This window comes from Pararhodobacter zhoushanensis, from assembly GCF_003990445.1.
Classification (GTDB): domain Bacteria; phylum Pseudomonadota; class Alphaproteobacteria; order Rhodobacterales; family Rhodobacteraceae; genus Pararhodobacter; species Pararhodobacter zhoushanensis.
Window position 1 is genome coordinate 54,058 of sequence record NZ_REEZ01000009.1, and the last position, 17,799, is coordinate 71,856.

The window sequence follows — 17,799 nt, forward strand, 5'->3', positions numbered from 1 at the left end:
GGGGCACCCCCGGCGCTTTACGCCGCATCGGGCGCAGGGAAAAGCCCTCTCGGGGAGAAAGCGGCGGATCGACGCATGACCAGTATCAGGTTTGTTCTCAACGGAACGGACGTGGAGGTTGCAGGGCAACCGGCCACGCGCACGCTGTTGGACTGGCTGCGCGAAGACCGCGGCCTGAAAGGCACCAAGGAAGGCTGTAATGAGGGCGATTGCGGGGCCTGCACGGTCATGCTGTCGGATGAGCGCGGCAGCCGGGCGGTGAATTCCTGCATCCTGTTCCTGCCGCAGCTGCATGGCAAAGTCGTGCATACGGTTGAGGGGCTGCGCAGCCCCGAGGGCGCGATGCACCCGGTTCAATCCGCGATGGTGGCCGAGCATGGCAGCCAATGCGGGTTCTGCACCCCCGGTTTCATCATGTCGATGGCCACGGGCCATCTGAACGGCGAGACAGACCACGACACCCATCTGGCGGGCAACCTGTGCCGCTGCACCGGCTATGCCCCCATCGTGCGCGCGGCTGAACAGGCGGCGAAAGAGCCGGTGCCGGCGTGGCTGGCTTCGCAAGCGGCGGCACTGCCGGTCGTTGATGCGCCCGAGGGCGTCGCCCTGCCCCGCAGCTCGGACGAGCTGGCGGCGTGGTACAGCGCCAATCCGGACGGGCGGCTCATCGCCGGGGCCACGGATGTCGGTCTGTGGGTGACCAAGCAGTTGCGCGATCTGGGCCCGGTTGCCTTTCTGGCTGGTGTCGAGGACATGCGCGGCATTGAGGTGACCGAGGAAGCCATCCACATCGGCGCGGTCACCACACTGGCCGAGCTTCTGCCCGCCATCACCCCCTACTACCCCGGCTTCGCCGCGATGATCCGCCGCTATGGTTCGGCGCAGGTCCGCGCCGCTGCCACGTTGGGCGGCAATATCGCCAACGGATCCCCGATCGGCGACAGCCCGCCCGCGCTGATCGCGCTGGGGGCCACGCTCTATCTGCGCAAGGGGGATGAGCGCCGGTCGATGCCGATTGAAGCGTTCTTCCTTGAATACGGCAAACAGGACCGCGCAGCGGGCGAGTTCGTCGAGGCGGTCAGCATCCCGCGCGGCCCCGACCGGCTGAAATGCTACAAGATCTCCAAGCGGTTCGACCAGGACATCTCGGCGCTACTGGGGTGTTTCAACATCAGCGTTGAGGGTGGCACCGTCACTGCCGCGCGCATCGCCTATGGCGGCATGGCGGGCATCCCCAAACGAGCCGCTGCGGTCGAGGCCGCGCTGATCGGCAAACCATGGTCTGAGGCCACGGTGCAAGCCGCGCTGCCCGCGTTCAAACAAGATTTCCAGCCGATGTCGGACATGCGCGCCTCGGCGGATTACCGGATGCAAACCGCGCAGAACCTGCTCTTGCGGTATTTCCTTGAGGATCAGGGCCTTGCCACCGATGTGCTGGAGGTCTTTGCATGAGCGCGATCCACAAACCCGTCCCGCATGACGCCGCCCCTCTGCATGTCACCGGTGAGGCGCGGTATGTCGATGACATCCCCACGCCCGCCGGCACGCTGCATCTGGCCTTTGGCCTCTCGACCGTGGCGCGCGGCGCGATCACCGCGATGGACCTTGCGGCGGTGCGGGCAGCACCCGGCGTCGTGGCGGTGCTCAGCGCCGGGGATATTGGCGATGCCGATTGTTCACCGTCAAACAATGACGAACCACTGCTGGCGACCGGTACGGTGCATTACGTCGGCCAGCCGGTGTTTCTGGTCATCGCCGACACGCATCTGAACGCCCGCAAGGCGGCGCGCAAAGCCGAAATCAGCTATGCCGAGGAACCGGCGATCCTGACTGTCGATCAGGCCCTCGCCGCCCAATCCTATTTCGAGGGCGGCCCGCGCATCTGGGCGCGCGGCGAACCCGCTGACGCGATTGCCAAGGCCCCCCGCACCATCGAGGGGCGGATCGAGATGGGCGGACAGGAGCATTTCTATCTTGAAGGTCAGGCCGCGCTGGCCACCCCGCAAGAAGGCGGCGACATGCATGTGGTCAGCTCGACCCAGCACCCGACCGAGATCCAGCACAAGGTCGCCCACGCCCTGCATCTGCCGATGCACGCGGTGCGGGTCGAAACCCGGCGCATGGGCGGCGGATTTGGCGGAAAAGAGAGCCAAGGCAACGCTTTGGCCGTCGCCTGTGCGCTGGCCGCGCGGCACACCGGCAAGGCCTGCAAGATGCGCTATGACCGCGACGACGACATGGTCATCACCGGCAAGCGCCACGATTTCCGCGTTGATTACACCGTCGGCGTGGACGGCGAGGGCAAGGTGCTGGGCATCGAGTTTCGCCACTACACCCGCGCAGGCTGGTCGCTGGACCTGACCCCGCCCGTCGCCGACCGGGCGATGCTGCACGCCGACAACGCCTATTGGCTGCCGAATGTGCGGATCGAGAGCCACCGGTTGCGCACCAATATGTGCTCGGCCACAGCGTATCGCGGTTTCGGTGGCCCGCAGGGGATGCTGGGCATCGAGCGGGTCATGGACCACATCGCGTCGGAGCTGAAGCTTGAGCCGCTGGCCGTGCGCAAGGCCAACTTCTACCGCGCCTCGACGCCGCCCAAGACCGGCGCGGGCACGGCCAAACGGTTTGGCGGCGCGCATAGCCCCAAGCAGCCCGCGGAGACCGGCCCGCAGACCACCCCCTACGGCCAGCCGGTCGAGGATTTCATCCTGCACGAACTGGTCGCCCAGCTGGAAAAATCCGCCGATTACGCCGCGCGCAAGGCCAAGGTCGCCGAGTGGAACGCCGCCAATCCCGTGCTGAAAAAGGGCATCGCGCTGACCCCGGTAAAGTTCGGCATCAGCTTCACGCTGACCCATCTCAATCAGGCGGGCGCGCTGGTTCATGTGTATCAGGATGGCTCGATCCACCTGAACCATGGCGGCACGGAAATGGGTCAGGGCCTGTTCCAGAAGGTCGCGCAAGTGGCCGCCGCCGCCTTTGGCGTGCCGCTTGAGGCGATCAAGATCACCGCGACGGATACCGCCAAGGTGCCCAATACCTCGGCCACAGCGGCATCCTCGGGGTCGGACCTGAACGGCATGGCGGTGAAAGCCGCCTGCGACACGATCCGCGAGCGTATGGCCGAGCATCTGGCGCAATTGCACCAGACCACACCCGACGCGGTGGTGTTCGAGGACGGCGTCGTCAGGGTGGGCGCGGCCGAGATGAGCTTCGCCGAGGCCGCCAATTCCGCCTATTCCAACCGGATCAGCCTGTCCTCGACCGGGTTTTACGCCACGCCCAAGGTCTCGTGGGACCGCAATGCCGGTCAGGGGCGCCCGTTCTTCTACTTCGCCTATGGCGCGGCCTGCATCGAGGTGGTGATCGACACACTGACTGGCGAGAACCGCATGCTGCGCGCCGACATCTTGCACGACGCGGGCGCTTCGCTGAACCCGGCGCTGGACAAGGGGCAGGTCGAGGGCGGCTTCATTCAGGGCGCGGGCTGGCTGACGACCGAGGAACTGGTCTGGGACGACAAGGGTCGGTTGCGCACCCACGCGCCCAGCACTTACAAGATCCCCGCCTGCGGCGACCGTCCGCGCGTGTTCAACGTCGATCTGTGGATCGGCGCGAACCCTGAGGAGACGATCCACAAATCCAAAGCCGTGGGCGAGCCGCCCTTCATGCATGGGATCGCCACGCTGCTGGCGCTCAGCGATGCGGTGGCGGCCTGTGGCGACGGGTCCGAATACGTCAATCTGGACGCGCCCGCGACAGCCGAGTGCATTCTCGCCGCCGTGACCCGCCAGCGGGGTGGGTATGTTTGACCGCGCCGGGCTTGAACAGGCGGTGGCCAGCCACGGCGCGGTGACGCGGGTGGTGATCTGCGGCCATCAGGGCTCGTCCCCGCGTGAGGCGGGGGCGGCGATGCTGGTCTGGGCGGGCGGGCAGTCGGGCACCATCGGCGGCGGCGCGCTGGAGTTTGAGGCGACGGCCAAGGCCCGGGCGATGCTGGCGGGCGGCGCGTCGCGGGTTGAGAAAACGGCACTGGGGCCAGCGCTGGGGCAATGCTGCGGCGGGGCGGTGACGCTGGGGTTCGAGCGGTTCGATGCGTCGGTGTTAAGGGATGTGCCGGAAACGGGGCTCTTTGCCCGTGCGGTCGCCCGCGATGCGGCGGCAGAGCCCCCGCTGGCCATCCTGCGCGCGCTCAAAGCGGTGCGCAATCAAGGCACGGACACCCCCGCCCTGCGCTATCTGAACGGCTGGCTGGCCGAACCCGTCACGCCACCAGCGCGCGATCTGTGGATCTGGGGCGCGGGCCATGTCGGGCGGGCGCTGGTGGGCACGCTGAACCCCTTGCCCGGCCTGCGCCTGACGTGGATCGACACCGACGCGGGCCGTTTCCCCGACACCATCCCGGCAGGCGTCACCCCCTTGACCGCCGCCAACCCGGCCACGCTGACAGCGCAAGCGCCGGGTAACGCCGAACACCTGATCCTCACTTTCAGCCACGCGCTCGACCTCGACCTGTGCCACCGCCTGCTGACCCACGGCTTCGCCGCCTGTGGCCTCATCGGCTCGGGTTCGAAATGGGCGCGCTTCCGGTCCCGCCTGCAGGCGCTGGGCCATACGCCCGCCCAGATCGACCGCATCCGCTGCCCCATTGGTGATCCGTCTTTCGGAAAACACCCGCAAGCCATCGCCATTTCCGTCGCCGCCGAGATGCTCGCGCGGCCCCTCGCCCTTGCCCCAGCCAGAGAGATCGCCCGTTGAGCATACCCCTCCTGTCCCTCCAGGGCCTGACCAAGGTCTACCCCGGCGTCGTCGCCAACAGTGACGTCAGCTTTGATATCGGCGAGGGCGAGGTTCACGCCCTTCTGGGTGAAAACGGCGCGGGGAAATCCACGCTGGTCAAGGCGATCTACGGGCTGATCCGACCTAATGAGGGACAGATGCTCTGGCGCGGCGAGGTTTATGCCCCAAGCGCCCCGGCGCAGGCGCGGGCCACGGGTGTCGCGATGGTGTTCCAGCATTTCAGCCTGTTCGACGCGATGGATGTGGCCGAGAATGTCGCGCTGGGCATGGACAACCCGCCGCCGATCCGCGAGCTGTCGGCCAAGATCACCGAGGTGTCCAACAACTACGGCCTGCCGCTGGACCCGCACCGCATGGTCGGCGATCTGTCGGCGGGCGAGCGTCAGCGCGTCGAGATCATCCGCTGCCTGCTGCAAAACCCGCAACTGCTGATCATGGACGAGCCGACATCGGTGCTGACTCCGCAAGAGGTGGACATCCTGTTCCGCACCCTGCGACAGCTCAGGTCCGAGGGGAAATCGATCCTTTATATTTCGCATAAACTCGAAGAGATCCGCGCGCTGTGCGAGAATTCCACTGTCTTGCGGCTGGGCAAGGTGGTGGGCCGCGCCGATCCGCGCAAGGAAAGCGCGCGCTCGCTGGCCGAGCTGATGGTCGGGCAAGTGCTGCACACCCCCTCGCGCGAAGCGGGCACGCCGGGCAAGATGCTGCTCAAGGTGACGGATCTGTCGGTCGCGTCGCCCTCGGCCTTTGGCACCTCGCTCAAAGGCGTGAACCTGTCGGTGCGCGCGGGCGAGGTGCTGGGCATCGGTGGCGTTGCGGGCAACGGGCAGGATGAACTGCTGGGCGCGCTGTCAGGCGAGATCCGGGCGGACAGCGAAGCGGTGCAGATGGACAGCAACCCGGTCGGCCAGTTCGGCCCGACGGCGCGGCGCGCCATGGGACTGCTTTGCGCGCCCGAAGAACGGCTGGGCCATGCTGCCGCGCCTGATATGAGCCTGACCGAGAATGCCTTGCTGACCGGTGCCTACCGCGAAAAGCTGGTGACAAATGGCTTTGTCAGTTGGAGCAAGGCCAAGACCTTCGCCGAGAGCGTCATCAAACGCTTTGATGTGCGCACGCCCGGCCCGCATGTGGCCGCGCGCGCGCTGTCGGGCGGCAACCTGCAGAAATTCGTCATCGGCCGCGAGATCATGCAGCGCCCCTCGGTGCTGGTGGTTAACCAGCCGACATGGGGCGTCGATGCCTCGGCCGCCGCGCAGATCCGGCAGGCCATTCTGGATCTGGCGCAAGCCGGGGCCGCTGTGGTGGTGATCAGTCAGGATCTGGATGAATTGCTTGAAGTCGCTGACAATTTCGCCGCCCTTAACGGGGGACGATTGAGCGCCCCAAGACCTGTACAAGGCCTGACCATGGACCAGATCGGCCTGATGCTGGGCGGCGCAGAAGGAGAAACCCATGCTGCGGCTTGAAAAACGCCCCTCACCGTCGAAACTGTGGAATTACGCCACGCCCGTGGTCGCCGTGCTGCTGACCATGATCGCAGGGGGCATCCTGTTCATGGCGCTGGGCAAGAATCCGTTCGAAGCGATCAAGCTGATCTTCTGGGATCCGCTGTTCAGCGAACAATTCGCCAGCTATTCGCGCCCGCAACTGCTGATCAAGGCCGGGCCGCTGATCCTGATCGCGGTCGGCCTGTCTGTCGGCTTTCGCGCCGGGATCTGGAACATTGGCGCCGAGGGTCAATACATCATCGGCGCGCTTTGCGCCGCTGCCGTGGCGCTGGCCTTCTATCCGGCGGAAAGTTGGCTGGTCTTCCCGCTGATGATCATCGCGGGCGCGGCGGGCGGCTGGGCCTGGGCCATGGTCCCGGCCATCCTGAAGACGCGGTTCAACACCAATGAGATCCTCGTTTCCTTGCTGATGGTGTATATCGCAGAAAAGCTGCTGGCCGCTGCGGCGACGGGCTTCATGCGCAACCCGCAAGGCTCGGGCTTTCCCGGATCGCGCAACATCCATAACTATGCCTCGGCCTCGAACCAGGAGCTGATCGCCAATACCGGGATGCACTGGGGTGTGGTCGCGGCGCTGATCGCGGTGATCTTTACCTATGTGCTGCTGCAACGGCATATTCTGGGCTTTCACGTCCAGCTTGCCGGTCAGGCCCCGCGCGCGGCGCGCTTTGCGGGTGTGGCACCGGCGCGGCTGGTGCTGATGTGTCTGGGGCTGTCAGGTGCCTTCGCCGGGATGGCGGGCATGTTCGAGGTCGCCGGCCCTGCCCGCCTGATCACCATCGATTTCAACGCTGGCTACGGGTTCACCGCGATCATCGTCGCGTTTCTGGGCCGCTTGCATCCGGTGGGCATCGTGCTGGCCGGGCTGCTTCTGGCGCTGACCTATATCGGCGGTGAGCTGGCGCAGTTCATGCTGAACCTGCCTGCGGCGGCGATTCAGGTGTTTCAGGGGATGCTGCTGTTCTTCCTGCTCGCCCTCGACGTCTTGTCCAATTATCGCGTCCGGCTGAGCTTTCCCAGCCGCAGCTCGGAGGTCGTGTGATGGATTTCGGATCAATCAACCCTGTCATCCTCATCGCGTCGCTCATGGTAGCGGCGACCCCGATCCTGCTGGCCGCAATTGGCGAGCTGGTGGTGGAAAAGGCCGGTGTCCTGAACCTTGGGGTCGAGGGCATGATGATCACCGGCGCGGTGGCGGGCTTCGCGGTGGCGGTGACCACGCAGAACCCCTATCTGGGCATGCTGGCGGCGATCGTCGCGGGGGCGCTGGTGTCGATGCTCTTTGCGGTGCTGACGCAGATCCTGATGGCCAATCAGGTCGCCTCGGGCCTTGCGCTGACGCTGTTTGGGCTGGGATTCTCGGCCCTGCTGGGACAAAGCTATGTCGGCATCGTGCCGCCGCGGACGCCCAAACTGGATTTCGGCCCGTTGACCGATCTGCCGGTGGTCGGGCCGATCCTGTTCAACCATGACATCCTTGTCTACGTCTCCATCGCGCTGGTCGCGGCGGTCTGGTACTGGCTGAACTATTCGCGCGGTGGCCGTGTGCTGCGCGCGGTGGGCGAGAACCACGACTCGGCCCATGCGCTTGGCTACAAGGTCACCCGCGTGCGCATTCTGTCCATCGCGTTTGGCGGGGCCTGTGCGGGCCTTGGCGGCGCGTATCTCAGCCTTGTGCGCGTGCCGCAATGGACCGAAGGCATGACAGCCGGTGCAGGGTGGATCGCTCTCGCTTTGGTCGTTTTTGCATCATGGAGGCCTTGGCGCGCCCTGGCAGGTGCTTATCTTTTTGGCGGAATCATGGTGTTGCAGTTGAATCTTCAGGCAGCAGGCTTCCGTATCCCCGTGGAATATCTTGCCATGTCGCCGTACATCATCACCATCCTTGTGCTTGTGATCATGTCGTCGAATCGGGCACGCCGCAGCATGGCTGCGCCGGGTTCGCTGGGTCGGTCCTTTCACGCCGCCGGGTAAACCGGCGCGTTCTTTCCGGGCCTTCGGGCCCACCAACACGGAGGCTATTTATGAAACGCAGAGAACTTCTGGCCACGTCGGCGGCCGCTCTCGGCCTGGCGGCGGTCGGCACCGGCGCCCGCGCGCAGAGCCCGCTAAAAGTCGGCTTTGTCTACATTGGCCCCCCGGGTGACTTTGGATATACCTACGGCCATGATCAGGCCCGCCTGGCCGCGCAGGAGCATTTCGGCTCGGCGGTCGAAACCTCCTATGTCGAGAACGTGCCCGAAGGCCCGGATGCCGAGCGCATCATGACCCAGATGGCGCTGTCGGGCGCCGATATGATCGTTGCGACCTCGTTCGGCTATGGGCCATCGCTGAACGCCGTCGCGCAGCGCTTCCCGAACATCGCGTTTGAGCATGCAACCGGCTACCTGCAGGAAGCGCCAAACGTCTCGCTATTCAGTGCACGCTTTTATGAGGGCCGCGCGGTTATCGGCACGATTGCTGGCCGCATGACGACGAGCAACAAGATCGGTTACATCGCGTCTTTCCCGATCCCCGAGGTTATCCGCGGCATCAACGCGGCCTATATCCACGCGAAAAAGGTCAACCCCGATGTCGAACTGAGCGTCGTCTGGGTGTTCTCGTGGTTCGACCCGGCGCAAGAGGCCGCAGCGGCCCAGGCGCTGATTGAACAGGGTTGCGACATCATCATGCAGCATACCGACTCGACCGCACCGCTAAGCGTGGCACAAGAGCGCGGCGCACTGACCTTCGGCCAAGCCTCGGACATGACGCAGTTCGCGCCCGACGTGCACCTGACCGCGATCATCGACAACTGGGCGCCGTATTACATCGAGCGCATTCAGGCCAAGCTTGACGGCACCTGGGCTGCCGAGAACGTCTGGCTGGGCATCGGGGCAGGCGAAGTGGCCTTTGCGCCTTTCAACGACCGGATCCCGGCCGAGGTCCAGGAGGAAGCCAACGCACTGATCGAAGCGATCGGTTCGGGCGCGTATCACCCGTTCACCGGCCCGCTGAACAAGCAGGACGGCTCGGCCTGGCTGGCCGAGGGCGAGATCGCCGATGACGGTACGCTGCTGGGGATGAGCTTTTACGTCGAAGGCATCACCGGCGAAATCCCCGGCTGAGCTTGGAGTGCCAAAACAAAAGAGAGGGGGGCCTTCAGCCCCCCTCTTCGCTTTCAGCGAATTCACCCCCCGAGGATATTTGAAGAGCAAAGAGGCGCGGTTAATGAAGCGTTAACGCCGCTCTTTGCTCGGTCAAATATCCTCCAGGAGGGTCCGGGAGGATGGAGAATCCTCCCGAGCGCCGCAGCTGCTCGCTCAATCGCCATCCCGAACCGCCATCCAATCCGTGAGAGCCGGGTTCTCAGCCGAAGCGGCGTCTGGTGCTGCCGGAACTGGCCGTGCGATCGGCTCGGGCGGGACCGGACGCCCCGCACGCAGATAATGCGTCTCGCGGGCGCCGAAGTAGAAGGCGACCACCGCGCCGAGCAGCCACCACAGCGGCTCGGGCACCGCCTGAAGCCCCTGCATCCGCACCGAGAACCCGGACGGATCGACCATCGCGTAGCCGAACAGCGCTGGCGTCGCCAGCGCCAGGATCGGGCGCGGCAAGCGGTTCAAGCCGTTGACCAAGCTGTCAAACCACCCCCCCGGTGCGCGGTGGAACTCGCTGGCGTAGGAGGCTTGCGCGGCGGAATAGGCGTCATGCCCCAGCTCCAGTTGCCGTGTCGCGTTGGGGCGAAAGACCTCGGCCACCTCGACCCCGACGCGCCCCAGTTCCGCCGCGCCACCGCGTGAGAACAGCGCGCGCGCCAGTCCCATGATCACCCCCATGCCGCCACCCTCGCGTAATGTTGCGCCTCACTCAGGCGGTAGCGCGGTGACACGAACGCCTCGGCCCGCACGATCCAGCCGCCCTTGCCCCCGTCCCGCCTGCGCGCATAGCGGCGCGAGGCCGGGCGGCGGTCGGCCAGCGCGTAGTAATAGTCGCGCCGGGCGATGCCATAGGCATCGGCCATCCGCTCCGGGGCGATCTGTGCCGCTGCCTCGGCCGCGCGGCGGGTCTGCGGCCCGATGGTACCGTCGACCGCGACGTCATAGCCCATCGCCACCAGCAGCCGTTGCAGGATGCGCACCGCGTTGGACCCGGCGTTGACATACATATCGAAGACCGAGGGTTGCAGCACCTCGGGCAACCCGGCGATGCCGGGGCGCTGGAAATAGTGCTCAAGGAAGATGTCCACCGCCTGCTCACGGGTCAGCGCGCGCACATCGGCCTCGCTCACCTGCCCGTCGCCGGTCATATCCATGCCCAGCCGCCGCATTGTGTGGATGGTGACACCGAAATTGGTAGCGCCGCCCGGATCGGACGGATCATTCACAAAGCCACCCTCGCGGGCGACGATTTCTTCGGCCAGCTCGCGCACATCGCGCATAGTGCCCTCCGTTCACTGGGAAACGGGGGGCAGGATGCTCAGACGGGGTTCAGATCAGGTATTCGAAGCGCGCGTTGCGTAGTCGCCGTGGTATTCGCATTCCGGGTGCTCACCCGCCGCTGCCGCGTTCGGACTGCCCTCGGCCCCGACCGCAGCGGCGACTTCACGCGGCATATAGGTCTCGTCGTGCTTGGCGAGGATCTCGCTGGCTTCGAACACATCGCCAACCAGACGCCCGGTCGCAACGGTGCCCTCGTTCTCACCGAAAAGGTCGGGCAGGATGCCGCGATAGGTCACGGACACGGTCGAGCAGAAATCGGTCACGGTAAAGCTGATCAGCTCGCCCTGCCCGCGCTGCAGCGAGCCTTCGGCGACCATGCCGCCCAGCCGGAACACTTCATTCGGCGACGGCGGATCGGCGTGGACCTGACTGGGCGAGCGGAAATAATTGATCCCGTCGCGCATGGCATAGCCGATCAGGCCCGTCGACAGCACCAGTGCCACCGCCGCGACGGCGATGATCTGCACGCGGCGTTGCTTTTTCAGGCTCTTCATGCCGGCCATGGGGTCCTCCTGTGGTCCGTGCCAGACATAGGCAGTGCGGACCCGTCTGGCAATCGGCGCAATTGCCGCATCACGCGGCGCGGAACGGGATGCGCCGGCGCAGGAACAGCGTGGCTTTATGGCCCACGGCGACGGGTTCGCCGGTGGTTAGGAAACTGCTCTCGGTGCCCGGGCCGATCAGCTCAGGGTGACGCGAGAGGTAGTCGGCCAAGCTGGCAGCGACCAGTTCGGGTTGCGAGTAGACCTGAACCTCGGGGCCAAGCGCGGCGCGGAACGCGTCTTCCATCAGCGGGTAATGGGTGCAGCCCAGCACGGCGGCTTCGGGTTTGGGCATACGCCGGTGCAGTGCCTCGACGTGGCTGTGAACCAGCGCTTCGGCAAGGATCATGTCGCCCTGCTCGATCGCATCGACCACGCCGCCACAGGGCTGCGCCTCGACATCCACACCGATCGCGCGGAAGGCCAGTTCGCGCTGGAAGGCGCGGCTGGCAACGGTGGCGGGCGTGGCGAACAACGCCACATGCTGTACGGCGACTTCGCGCGGTGGCGAGTTGTCGCCCCACTGGCGCTCGGTCAGCGCCTCGATCAGCGGAACGAACACGCCCAGCACGCGCTTGCCCTCAGGGATCCAGCCGTCCTGCATGCGCCGCAGCGCCGCCGCCGAGGCGGTGTTGCACGCGAGGATCACCAGATCGCAGCCCTCATCGAACAGGCGCTGTACGCCCTGCGTGGTCAGGTTGTAGATGTCATCGGCATCGCGCACGCCGTAGGGCGTGTTGGCGTTGTCACCGAAATAGACAAAGGGCACGTCGGGCAGTTTGCGCACCAGTGCATCGAGAACGGTCAGACCACCGAGACCCGAATCGAAGACGCCAACTGCCATACACTGCCTCTATCGCCGATATTGCTCCTCGAACTCATAGCCCATGCGGGCCGGATCCAAGGCTTTCGGCGACAATTCATACGTCTTGCGGCGCAGGAAATCCATCACCTGTTTGGAGTCTCGCGCCTGTGTGACCAGCTCCTCGGACGGGATCGGCCGCCCCACGGCCAGCCGCACCGGGCGGTCCGTCCGGGTGGCAAATTCGCGCACCAGAAGGCCCATGCGCAGGGTATAGCTGAGGTGGCTGGTCAGCTGGAACATGCGGGAATTCTCCCCCTCGAACCAGATCGGCACCACGGTTGCGCCGGATTTCGCGATCATCTTGGCGGTGAAGCCACGCCAGACCGGGTCCATCGCGCTTTGAAACGGCTTGGCCCCGGTCGCCACGGTGCCGCCCGGAAAGATCCCCACCGCGCCGCCGCCCTGCAGATAGCGGATCGCCTCGGCGCGGCAGGCGATGTTGGCGGCCTGCGCCGCGCGGGTGCCCGAGAAGTCGATGGGCAGGATCACACGGTTCACATCCTCGGCGCGCTGAAACACCTGATGCGCGATGATGCGGAAATCGCCGCCCCGGACGGCGGACAGGATATGGCCCATGACCAGCCCGTCGAGGATGCCGAACGGGTGGTTGGCCACCAGAACCAGCGGGCCCTTGGAGGGGATTGCGCCCAGCGAGCCTTTGATGACATCGAGCCGCAGGCCGAACCGCTCCATCATCACCCGCCAGAAATCTCGGCCCTGCGCGATGTCGTCCTGATACCCCGCCGCGCGGCGCATCAGCGACAACCGCCCGGTGGCGTTCTCGATCGAGCGGATCAGCAGACGCCCCGGCTTGGTGCGCGCCGAATGGGCGTAGGTGATCTCGCCGGTGCCGTCCCGCAGGGCACGGGACGGGCGGCGCAGGGGTTCGGGAGCATCAAGAATCGCAAGGGACATGGGGACAAGCCTGTATCGGTTTGTCCCCCGTCCTAGCGTCTCAGCGTGACAGATCCGCGACGATCATTCAGCCGCCATCCGCGTCGGGGTGCCACCGGCGGCGATGGTTGCCAGCAGTTCCTCGCGGCGTTTGGCGGCAGCCTTGGCGGCGGCTTCCTTGACCGGGCCGTAGCCCCGGATCGACAGCGGCAGCAGGGCCAGCTCCATCACCGCATCGCGGGTCTGCGCGGTGAGCTTGGGCAGAACCGTGGCAAGATCGCCTTCGAACTGCTTGATAAGGCTGCGTTCCATCTTGCGCTCGGTCGAATATCCGAAGGGATCGAACGGCGTGCCGCGCAGGCCTTTCATCCGGGCCAGCAGCGCAAAGCCGTTGAGCATCCACGCCCCGAATTCGCGCTTTTTCGGACGTCCCTGCGCATCCTTGCCGGTCAAAAGCGGCGGGGCCAGATGGAAGGTCATCGCGAAATCGCCGTCAAACGTCTCGCGCGCCTTGGCGGCCGAGGACAGGTGCATGCGCGCGACCTCGTATTCGTCCTTGTAGGCCAGCAGCTTGAAATAGCCCTTGGCGACTGCCTCACGCAGCGCGCGGTCCTCGATGGCGTCCACCTGCTTGCGGAAGCGCTTGGCCAGCCGCTTGCCCTGATACTCGACCAGCCTCGCCTCACGGTAGGCAATCGGATCAACCGGCACCGTCGAGAAGCTCTCGGGCTGAATGACCTTGGCCGCCTCTTCGGGATGCAGCACCGCCCAACGGCCAATATCAAAGGCGCGCAGGTTGCGGTCGACGGCGGCTTTGTTCAGGCGGATCGCCTCCTGGATCGCCTCAAGGCTGAGCGGGATCAGGCCTTTCTGCCAGGCACCGCCCAGCACCATCATGTTGGAATAGATGGAATCCCCAAGCGCAACCCGCGCCAGCTCCGAGGCATCAAACAGCGCCAGCCGGTCGCGCAGCCGGGCCTCAAGAGAGACCTCCAAGTCACTGACCGGAATACGGAATTCGGTGTTGCGGGTGAAGTCGCCGGTGACGATGTCATGGCTGTTGACCACGGCACCGGTCTGGCCCGTCGTCATCAGACCAATCGTCTTGGCCCCCGCCGTCACCACCAGATCGCCGCCAATCACCGCATGGGCTTCACCCACCGCGACGCGCACGGCGCTGATATCCTCGGGCTTGTTGGCAAGGCGCAGGTGGATGTGGACCGCGCCGCCCTTCTGGGCCAGCCCCGCCATCTCCATCATGCCGGCACCCATGCCGTCGATCTGCGCCGCCTGCGCCAGAACGGCCCCGACAGTCACCACGCCCGTGCCACCGACGCCGGTGATGATCACGTTATGCGTGCCCTTGATCACGGGCAGCTCGGCCAGCGGCAGGTCTGGCAGATCCAGCGCGCGGGTGGGCGATTTCTTGACCGTCGCGCCTTGCAGCGTGACAAAGGACGGACAGAAGCCTTTGACGCAGCTGAAGTCCTTGTTGCACGACGACTGGTCGATGCCGCGCTTGCGGCCCAGCTCGGTCTCGACCGGAACGATGGACACGCAGTTCGACTGCACGCCGCAATCGCCGCAGCCCTCGCAGACATCGGTGTTGATGAACACGCGCTTGTCGATATCGGGGAACTCGCCGCGCTTGCGGCGGCGGCGTTTCTCGGCGGCGCAGGTCTGCACGTAGATGATCGCCGAGACACCCGGCGTTTCCGCCATGCGCTTTTGCACCGTCGGCAACTCGGCGCGCTCGAATTTTTCGATCCCCGCCGGAAACTTGGCGAAATCAATGTCTTCCTTGGCGTCGTAGACCAGAACGATAGGCTTGACCCCCATCGCGTGGATCTCATGCGCGATATGGTCGGCGGTCAGCCCGCCCTCATTCTTCTGCCCGCCGGTCATGGCCACGGCGTCGTTGAACAGGATCTTGTAGGTGATCGTCGTCTTTGCCGCGATGGCCGCCCGGATCGCTTGCAGGCCCGAGTGGTTATAGGTACCGTCGCCCAAATTCTGGAACACATGTTTGCGGGTCGAGAACTGGCTCTCACCGATCCAGTTCGCCCCTTCACCGCCCATATGGGTAAAGCCCAGCGTCGAGCGGTCCATCCACTGCACCATGTAGTGACAGCCGATCCCGGCATAGGCCCGGCTGCCGTCAGGCACTTTGGTCGACGAGTTATGCGGGCAGCCCGAGCAGAAATACGGCACCCGCGCCGCGATATCTCGGGCGTTGTCGGCGCGACGCGCCTCGCCCAGACGGGTCAGTCCGGTCTTGATCGCGTCGGTATCGCGACCCTCTTCGATCAGGATCTCACCCAGTTTTTCCGCAATCATCACCGGATCGAGCGCATAGCGCGTCGGGAACAGCTCGACCTGACGGCCATGCTCCCAGGTATCGCCCTTGTGCCAGCCATAAACGCGCCGACCGTTGCGGTCGTCAAACAGCGTCTCCTTGACCTGCACCTCGATCAGCTTGCGCTTTTCCTCAACCACGATGATCAGATCGAGCCCGTCCGCCCATTCGTGGAAGGTCTCCATGTCCAGCGGCCACGGTTGCCCGACCTTGTAGGTGGTGATGCCCAGCCGCTCGCATTCCTCGGCGTCCAGCCCCAGCAGCCCCAGCGCGTGCACCAGATCCAGCCAGTTCTTGCCCGAGGCGACCAGACCGATCTTGGCCCCGTGCCGCCCCCAGACCCGCTTGTCCATCTTGTTGGCGCGCGAGAACGCCTCGGCGGCAAAGCGCTTGTAGTCGATCATCCGCGCTTCTTGGGCGACCGGCGTGTCCTGCAGGCGGATGTTCAGCCCGCCGTCGGGCATCTTGAAGTCGGGACGCACAAAGCTGAGGCGATGCGGGTTGGCGTCGACCACAGCCGTGGCCTCGACCGTGTCCTTCATTGTCTTAAGACCCACCCAAAGCCCGGAAAACCGGCTGAGTTCATAGGCATAGTGGCCGTAGTCAAGGATCTCCTGCACACCCGCCGGGGACACGATCGGCATATAGGCATCGACCATCGCCCAATCCGACTGGTGCAGTACGGTCGAGGATTCGCCGGTGTGGTCATCGCCCATCGCCATGATCACGCCGCCCTTGGCGCTGCTCCCGGCCATGTTGCCGTGCTTCATCACGTCGCCCGAGCGATCCACGCCAGGGCCCTTGCCGTACCACAGGCAGAAGACGCCGTCGTACTTGCCCTCACCGCGCAGCTCGGCCTGCTGGGTTCCCCAGATGGCGGTCGCGGCGAGGTCTTCGTTCAGGCCTTCCTGAAACGTTACCTGCGCGGCATCGAGAAAGGGTTTCGCCTTGGCCATCTGCAGATCGACCGCGCCCAGCGGCGAGCCGCGATAGCCTGTCACATAGCCTGCGGTGTTCATTCCAGCGGCCTTGTCGCGGGCGGCCTGCTGCAACATGAGGCGCACCAGCGCCTGGGTGCCGTTCAACAGAACCGGCGACTTTTCGAGGTCAAACCTATCGTTCAGAGATACTGTCTGCTTACCCATCGGGCACCCTCCCAAGTGCTTGCCGTTTCGCTGGCGTTGCGCCGATTATAGGTCAAAAAGACTGACCTTAAAAGTGGCGTTCAACAATTCTTTCCTTTTCCGCGTCAGGGTTCTGCCCTACATACGAAAAGCGCCCTCAACCTTCCCCAAGACACCAGATATAACCACAATGGACTGGGACAAGCTCAGAATCTTCCACGCGGTGGCCGATGCCGGCAGCCTGACCCATGCCGGCGATACGCTGGGCCTGAGCCAGTCGGCTGTCAGCCGACAGATCCGCGGCCTTGAAGAAGGTCTCGGCTCGACCCTATTCCACCGCCACGCGCGGGGGTTGATTCTGACCGAACAGGGCGAGCTGTTGTTTGACGCCACCCGCGCGATGACCAAACGCCTTGATACCGCCGCCGCGCGCATCCGCGACAGTGAGGAAGAGGCGTATGGCGAACTGCGGGTGACGACCACCACGGCCTTTGGCACGCTCTGGCTGGCCCCTCGCCTGCCGACGCTTTACGCCAAGTACCCTGAGATGAAGATCGACTTGATGCTGGAAGAGCGCGTGCTCGACCTGCCCATGCGCGAAGCCGACGTGGCGATCCGCATGAAAGAGCCCAGCCAGGCCGACCTGATCCGCAAGCGGCTGATGTCGGTGCGCATGCGGCTGTACGCATCGACCGAATACCTGCGCCAGAACGGCACGCCCCAAAGCCTGCCCGAGATGTCCGATCACCGGCTGGTCTGCCAGCACGCGAACGCCAATCAGGTCGCCGCAGGCGCGGCACTGGTGCGCGAGCTGATGACCCATGCAATCAGGACAACCTTTACCGTCAATAACTACTTTGGCGTTCTGCAGGCGGTGATCAATCATCTGGGCATCGGCGTGCTGCCCGACTACCTGACCGAAGACTTCCCGCAACTGGTCCGCGTCCTGCCGGATGTGGAAAGTGCTGAGGTTCCGGTGTTCCTCGCCTATCCCGAAGAGCTGCGGCACTCCAAGCGCGTGTCGGCCTTTCGGGACTTCGTGCTTGAGGGTGTGATCGCCTATCGACGCAACCGTTCGAACATAAACAGCGAGTAGAACGCGCGGCGGTTGTGTTGACGTAGGGTGAGGCATGCGCGCAACGCATCACGGTTATGTCGCATGCGCAGCGAAGAATATATTGAACGCGTGCAACGATTCGACTATTTGGGACGGGAAGATA

General features: G+C 65.0%; 14 protein-coding genes. 8 read left to right on the forward strand and 6 right to left on the reverse strand.

Going from position 1 to position 17,799, the window contains the following annotated elements; translation table 11 throughout:
* The first annotated feature begins 75 nt into the window (after positions 1-75).
* From xdhA to EAE28_RS17470, 7 genes are read left to right on the forward strand one after another with little or no spacing between them, the layout of a single operon-like run.
* Positions 76-1,452, forward strand: a complete 1,377-nt coding sequence (xdhA, locus tag EAE28_RS17440) for a xanthine dehydrogenase small subunit (RefSeq protein WP_127108643.1) — start codon at positions 76-78, stop codon at positions 1,450-1,452.
* Positions 1,449-3,815: a xanthine dehydrogenase molybdopterin binding subunit gene (gene xdhB / locus EAE28_RS17445; RefSeq protein WP_127108645.1), complete on the forward strand. Its 2,367-nt coding sequence runs from the start codon at positions 1,449-1,451 to the stop codon at positions 3,813-3,815. The genes xdhA and xdhB overlap by 4 nt, the downstream gene beginning before the upstream one ends.
* Complete coding sequence (xdhC, locus tag EAE28_RS17450; RefSeq protein WP_181954504.1) at positions 3,808-4,761, forward strand: xanthine dehydrogenase accessory protein XdhC; 954 nt, start codon at positions 3,808-3,810, stop codon at positions 4,759-4,761. Before xdhB ends, xdhC begins: the two co-directional genes overlap by 8 nt.
* Positions 4,758-6,275, forward strand: coding sequence for an ABC transporter ATP-binding protein (locus EAE28_RS17455; protein ID WP_127108649.1), 1,518 nt, complete (start codon positions 4,758-4,760; stop codon positions 6,273-6,275). The genes xdhC and EAE28_RS17455 overlap by 4 nt, the downstream gene beginning before the upstream one ends.
* On the forward strand, positions 6,262-7,359 hold the full coding sequence (locus EAE28_RS17460; protein ID WP_127108651.1) for an ABC transporter permease: 1,098 nt from the start codon (positions 6,262-6,264) through the stop codon (positions 7,357-7,359). The genes EAE28_RS17455 and EAE28_RS17460 overlap by 14 nt, the downstream gene beginning before the upstream one ends.
* A complete protein-coding gene (locus EAE28_RS17465; RefSeq protein WP_127108653.1) occupies positions 7,359-8,291 on the forward strand; it encodes an ABC transporter permease in 933 nt (310 codons plus the stop codon). Before EAE28_RS17460 ends, EAE28_RS17465 begins: the two co-directional genes overlap by 1 nt.
* A gap of 50 nt (positions 8,292-8,341) precedes the next feature.
* Positions 8,342-9,424 (forward strand): BMP family ABC transporter substrate-binding protein, encoded by a 1,083-nt coding sequence (locus EAE28_RS17470; RefSeq protein ID WP_127108655.1) that lies wholly within the window; start codon positions 8,342-8,344, stop codon positions 9,422-9,424.
* A gap of 195 nt (positions 9,425-9,619) precedes the next feature.
* Here the strand turns inward: EAE28_RS17470 and EAE28_RS17475 are convergent, their stop codons facing one another.
* The 6 genes from EAE28_RS17475 to EAE28_RS17500 form a co-directional block, all read right to left on the reverse strand.
* Positions 9,620-10,123, reverse strand: coding sequence for a holin family protein (locus EAE28_RS17475; RefSeq protein ID WP_127108826.1), 504 nt, complete (start codon positions 10,121-10,123; stop codon positions 9,620-9,622).
* Between the two features lie 2 nt (positions 10,124-10,125).
* Positions 10,126-10,737, reverse strand: a complete 612-nt coding sequence (locus EAE28_RS17480; RefSeq protein WP_127108657.1) for a holin-associated N-acetylmuramidase — start codon at positions 10,735-10,737, stop codon at positions 10,126-10,128.
* A 54-nt stretch (positions 10,738-10,791) separates the two neighbouring features.
* Positions 10,792-11,292 (reverse strand): cytochrome c maturation protein CcmE, encoded by a 501-nt coding sequence (gene ccmE, locus EAE28_RS17485; protein ID WP_127108828.1) that lies wholly within the window; start codon positions 11,290-11,292, stop codon positions 10,792-10,794.
* Positions 11,293-11,371: 79 nt separating this feature from the next.
* Complete coding sequence (locus EAE28_RS17490) at positions 11,372-12,184, reverse strand: glutamate racemase (protein WP_127108659.1); 813 nt, start codon at positions 12,182-12,184, stop codon at positions 11,372-11,374.
* A gap of 9 nt (positions 12,185-12,193) precedes the next feature.
* Complete coding sequence (locus EAE28_RS17495) at positions 12,194-13,120, reverse strand: lysophospholipid acyltransferase family protein (RefSeq protein ID WP_127108661.1); 927 nt, start codon at positions 13,118-13,120, stop codon at positions 12,194-12,196.
* A gap of 63 nt (positions 13,121-13,183) precedes the next feature.
* Positions 13,184-16,600 (reverse strand): indolepyruvate ferredoxin oxidoreductase family protein, encoded by a 3,417-nt coding sequence (locus EAE28_RS17500; protein ID WP_127108663.1) that lies wholly within the window; start codon positions 16,598-16,600, stop codon positions 13,184-13,186.
* A 169-nt stretch (positions 16,601-16,769) separates the two neighbouring features.
* Here EAE28_RS17500 and EAE28_RS17505 point away from each other — a divergent pair, with 169 nt between their 5' ends.
* Positions 16,770-17,675 carry a LysR family transcriptional regulator gene (locus EAE28_RS17505; protein ID WP_127108665.1) on the forward strand — a complete coding sequence of 302 codons (906 nt, stop codon included), beginning with the start codon at positions 16,770-16,772 and terminating at the stop codon, positions 17,673-17,675.
* Positions 17,676-17,799 lie beyond the last annotated feature (124 nt).

Coding starts and splice junctions, on each gene's coding strand:
- xdhA (WP_127108643.1), top strand. CDS start 76: ATGACCAGTATCAGGTTTGTTCTCAACGGAACGGACGTGGAGGTTGCA.
- xdhB (WP_127108645.1), top strand. CDS start 1,449: ATGAGCGCGATCCACAAACCCGTCCCGCATGACGCCGCCCCTCTGCAT.
- xdhC (WP_181954504.1), top strand. CDS start 3,808: ATGTTTGACCGCGCCGGGCTTGAACAGGCGGTGGCCAGCCACGGCGCG.
- EAE28_RS17460 (WP_127108651.1), top strand. CDS start 6,262: ATGCTGCGGCTTGAAAAACGCCCCTCACCGTCGAAACTGTGGAATTAC.
- EAE28_RS17465 (WP_127108653.1), top strand. CDS start 7,359: ATGGATTTCGGATCAATCAACCCTGTCATCCTCATCGCGTCGCTCATG.
- EAE28_RS17470 (WP_127108655.1), top strand. CDS start 8,342: ATGAAACGCAGAGAACTTCTGGCCACGTCGGCGGCCGCTCTCGGCCTG.
- EAE28_RS17475 (WP_127108826.1), bottom strand. CDS start 10,123: ATGGGACTGGCGCGCGCGCTGTTCTCACGCGGTGGCGCGGCGGAACTG.
- EAE28_RS17480 (WP_127108657.1), bottom strand. CDS start 10,737: ATGCGCGATGTGCGCGAGCTGGCCGAAGAAATCGTCGCCCGCGAGGGT.
- ccmE (WP_127108828.1), bottom strand. CDS start 11,292: ATGAAGAGCCTGAAAAAGCAACGCCGCGTGCAGATCATCGCCGTCGCG.
- EAE28_RS17490 (WP_127108659.1), bottom strand. CDS start 12,184: ATGGCAGTTGGCGTCTTCGATTCGGGTCTCGGTGGTCTGACCGTTCTC.
- EAE28_RS17495 (WP_127108661.1), bottom strand. CDS start 13,120: ATGTCCCTTGCGATTCTTGATGCTCCCGAACCCCTGCGCCGCCCGTCC.
- EAE28_RS17500 (WP_127108663.1), bottom strand. CDS start 16,600: ATGGGTAAGCAGACAGTATCTCTGAACGATAGGTTTGACCTCGAAAAG.
- EAE28_RS17505 (WP_127108665.1), top strand. CDS start 16,770: ATGGACTGGGACAAGCTCAGAATCTTCCACGCGGTGGCCGATGCCGGC.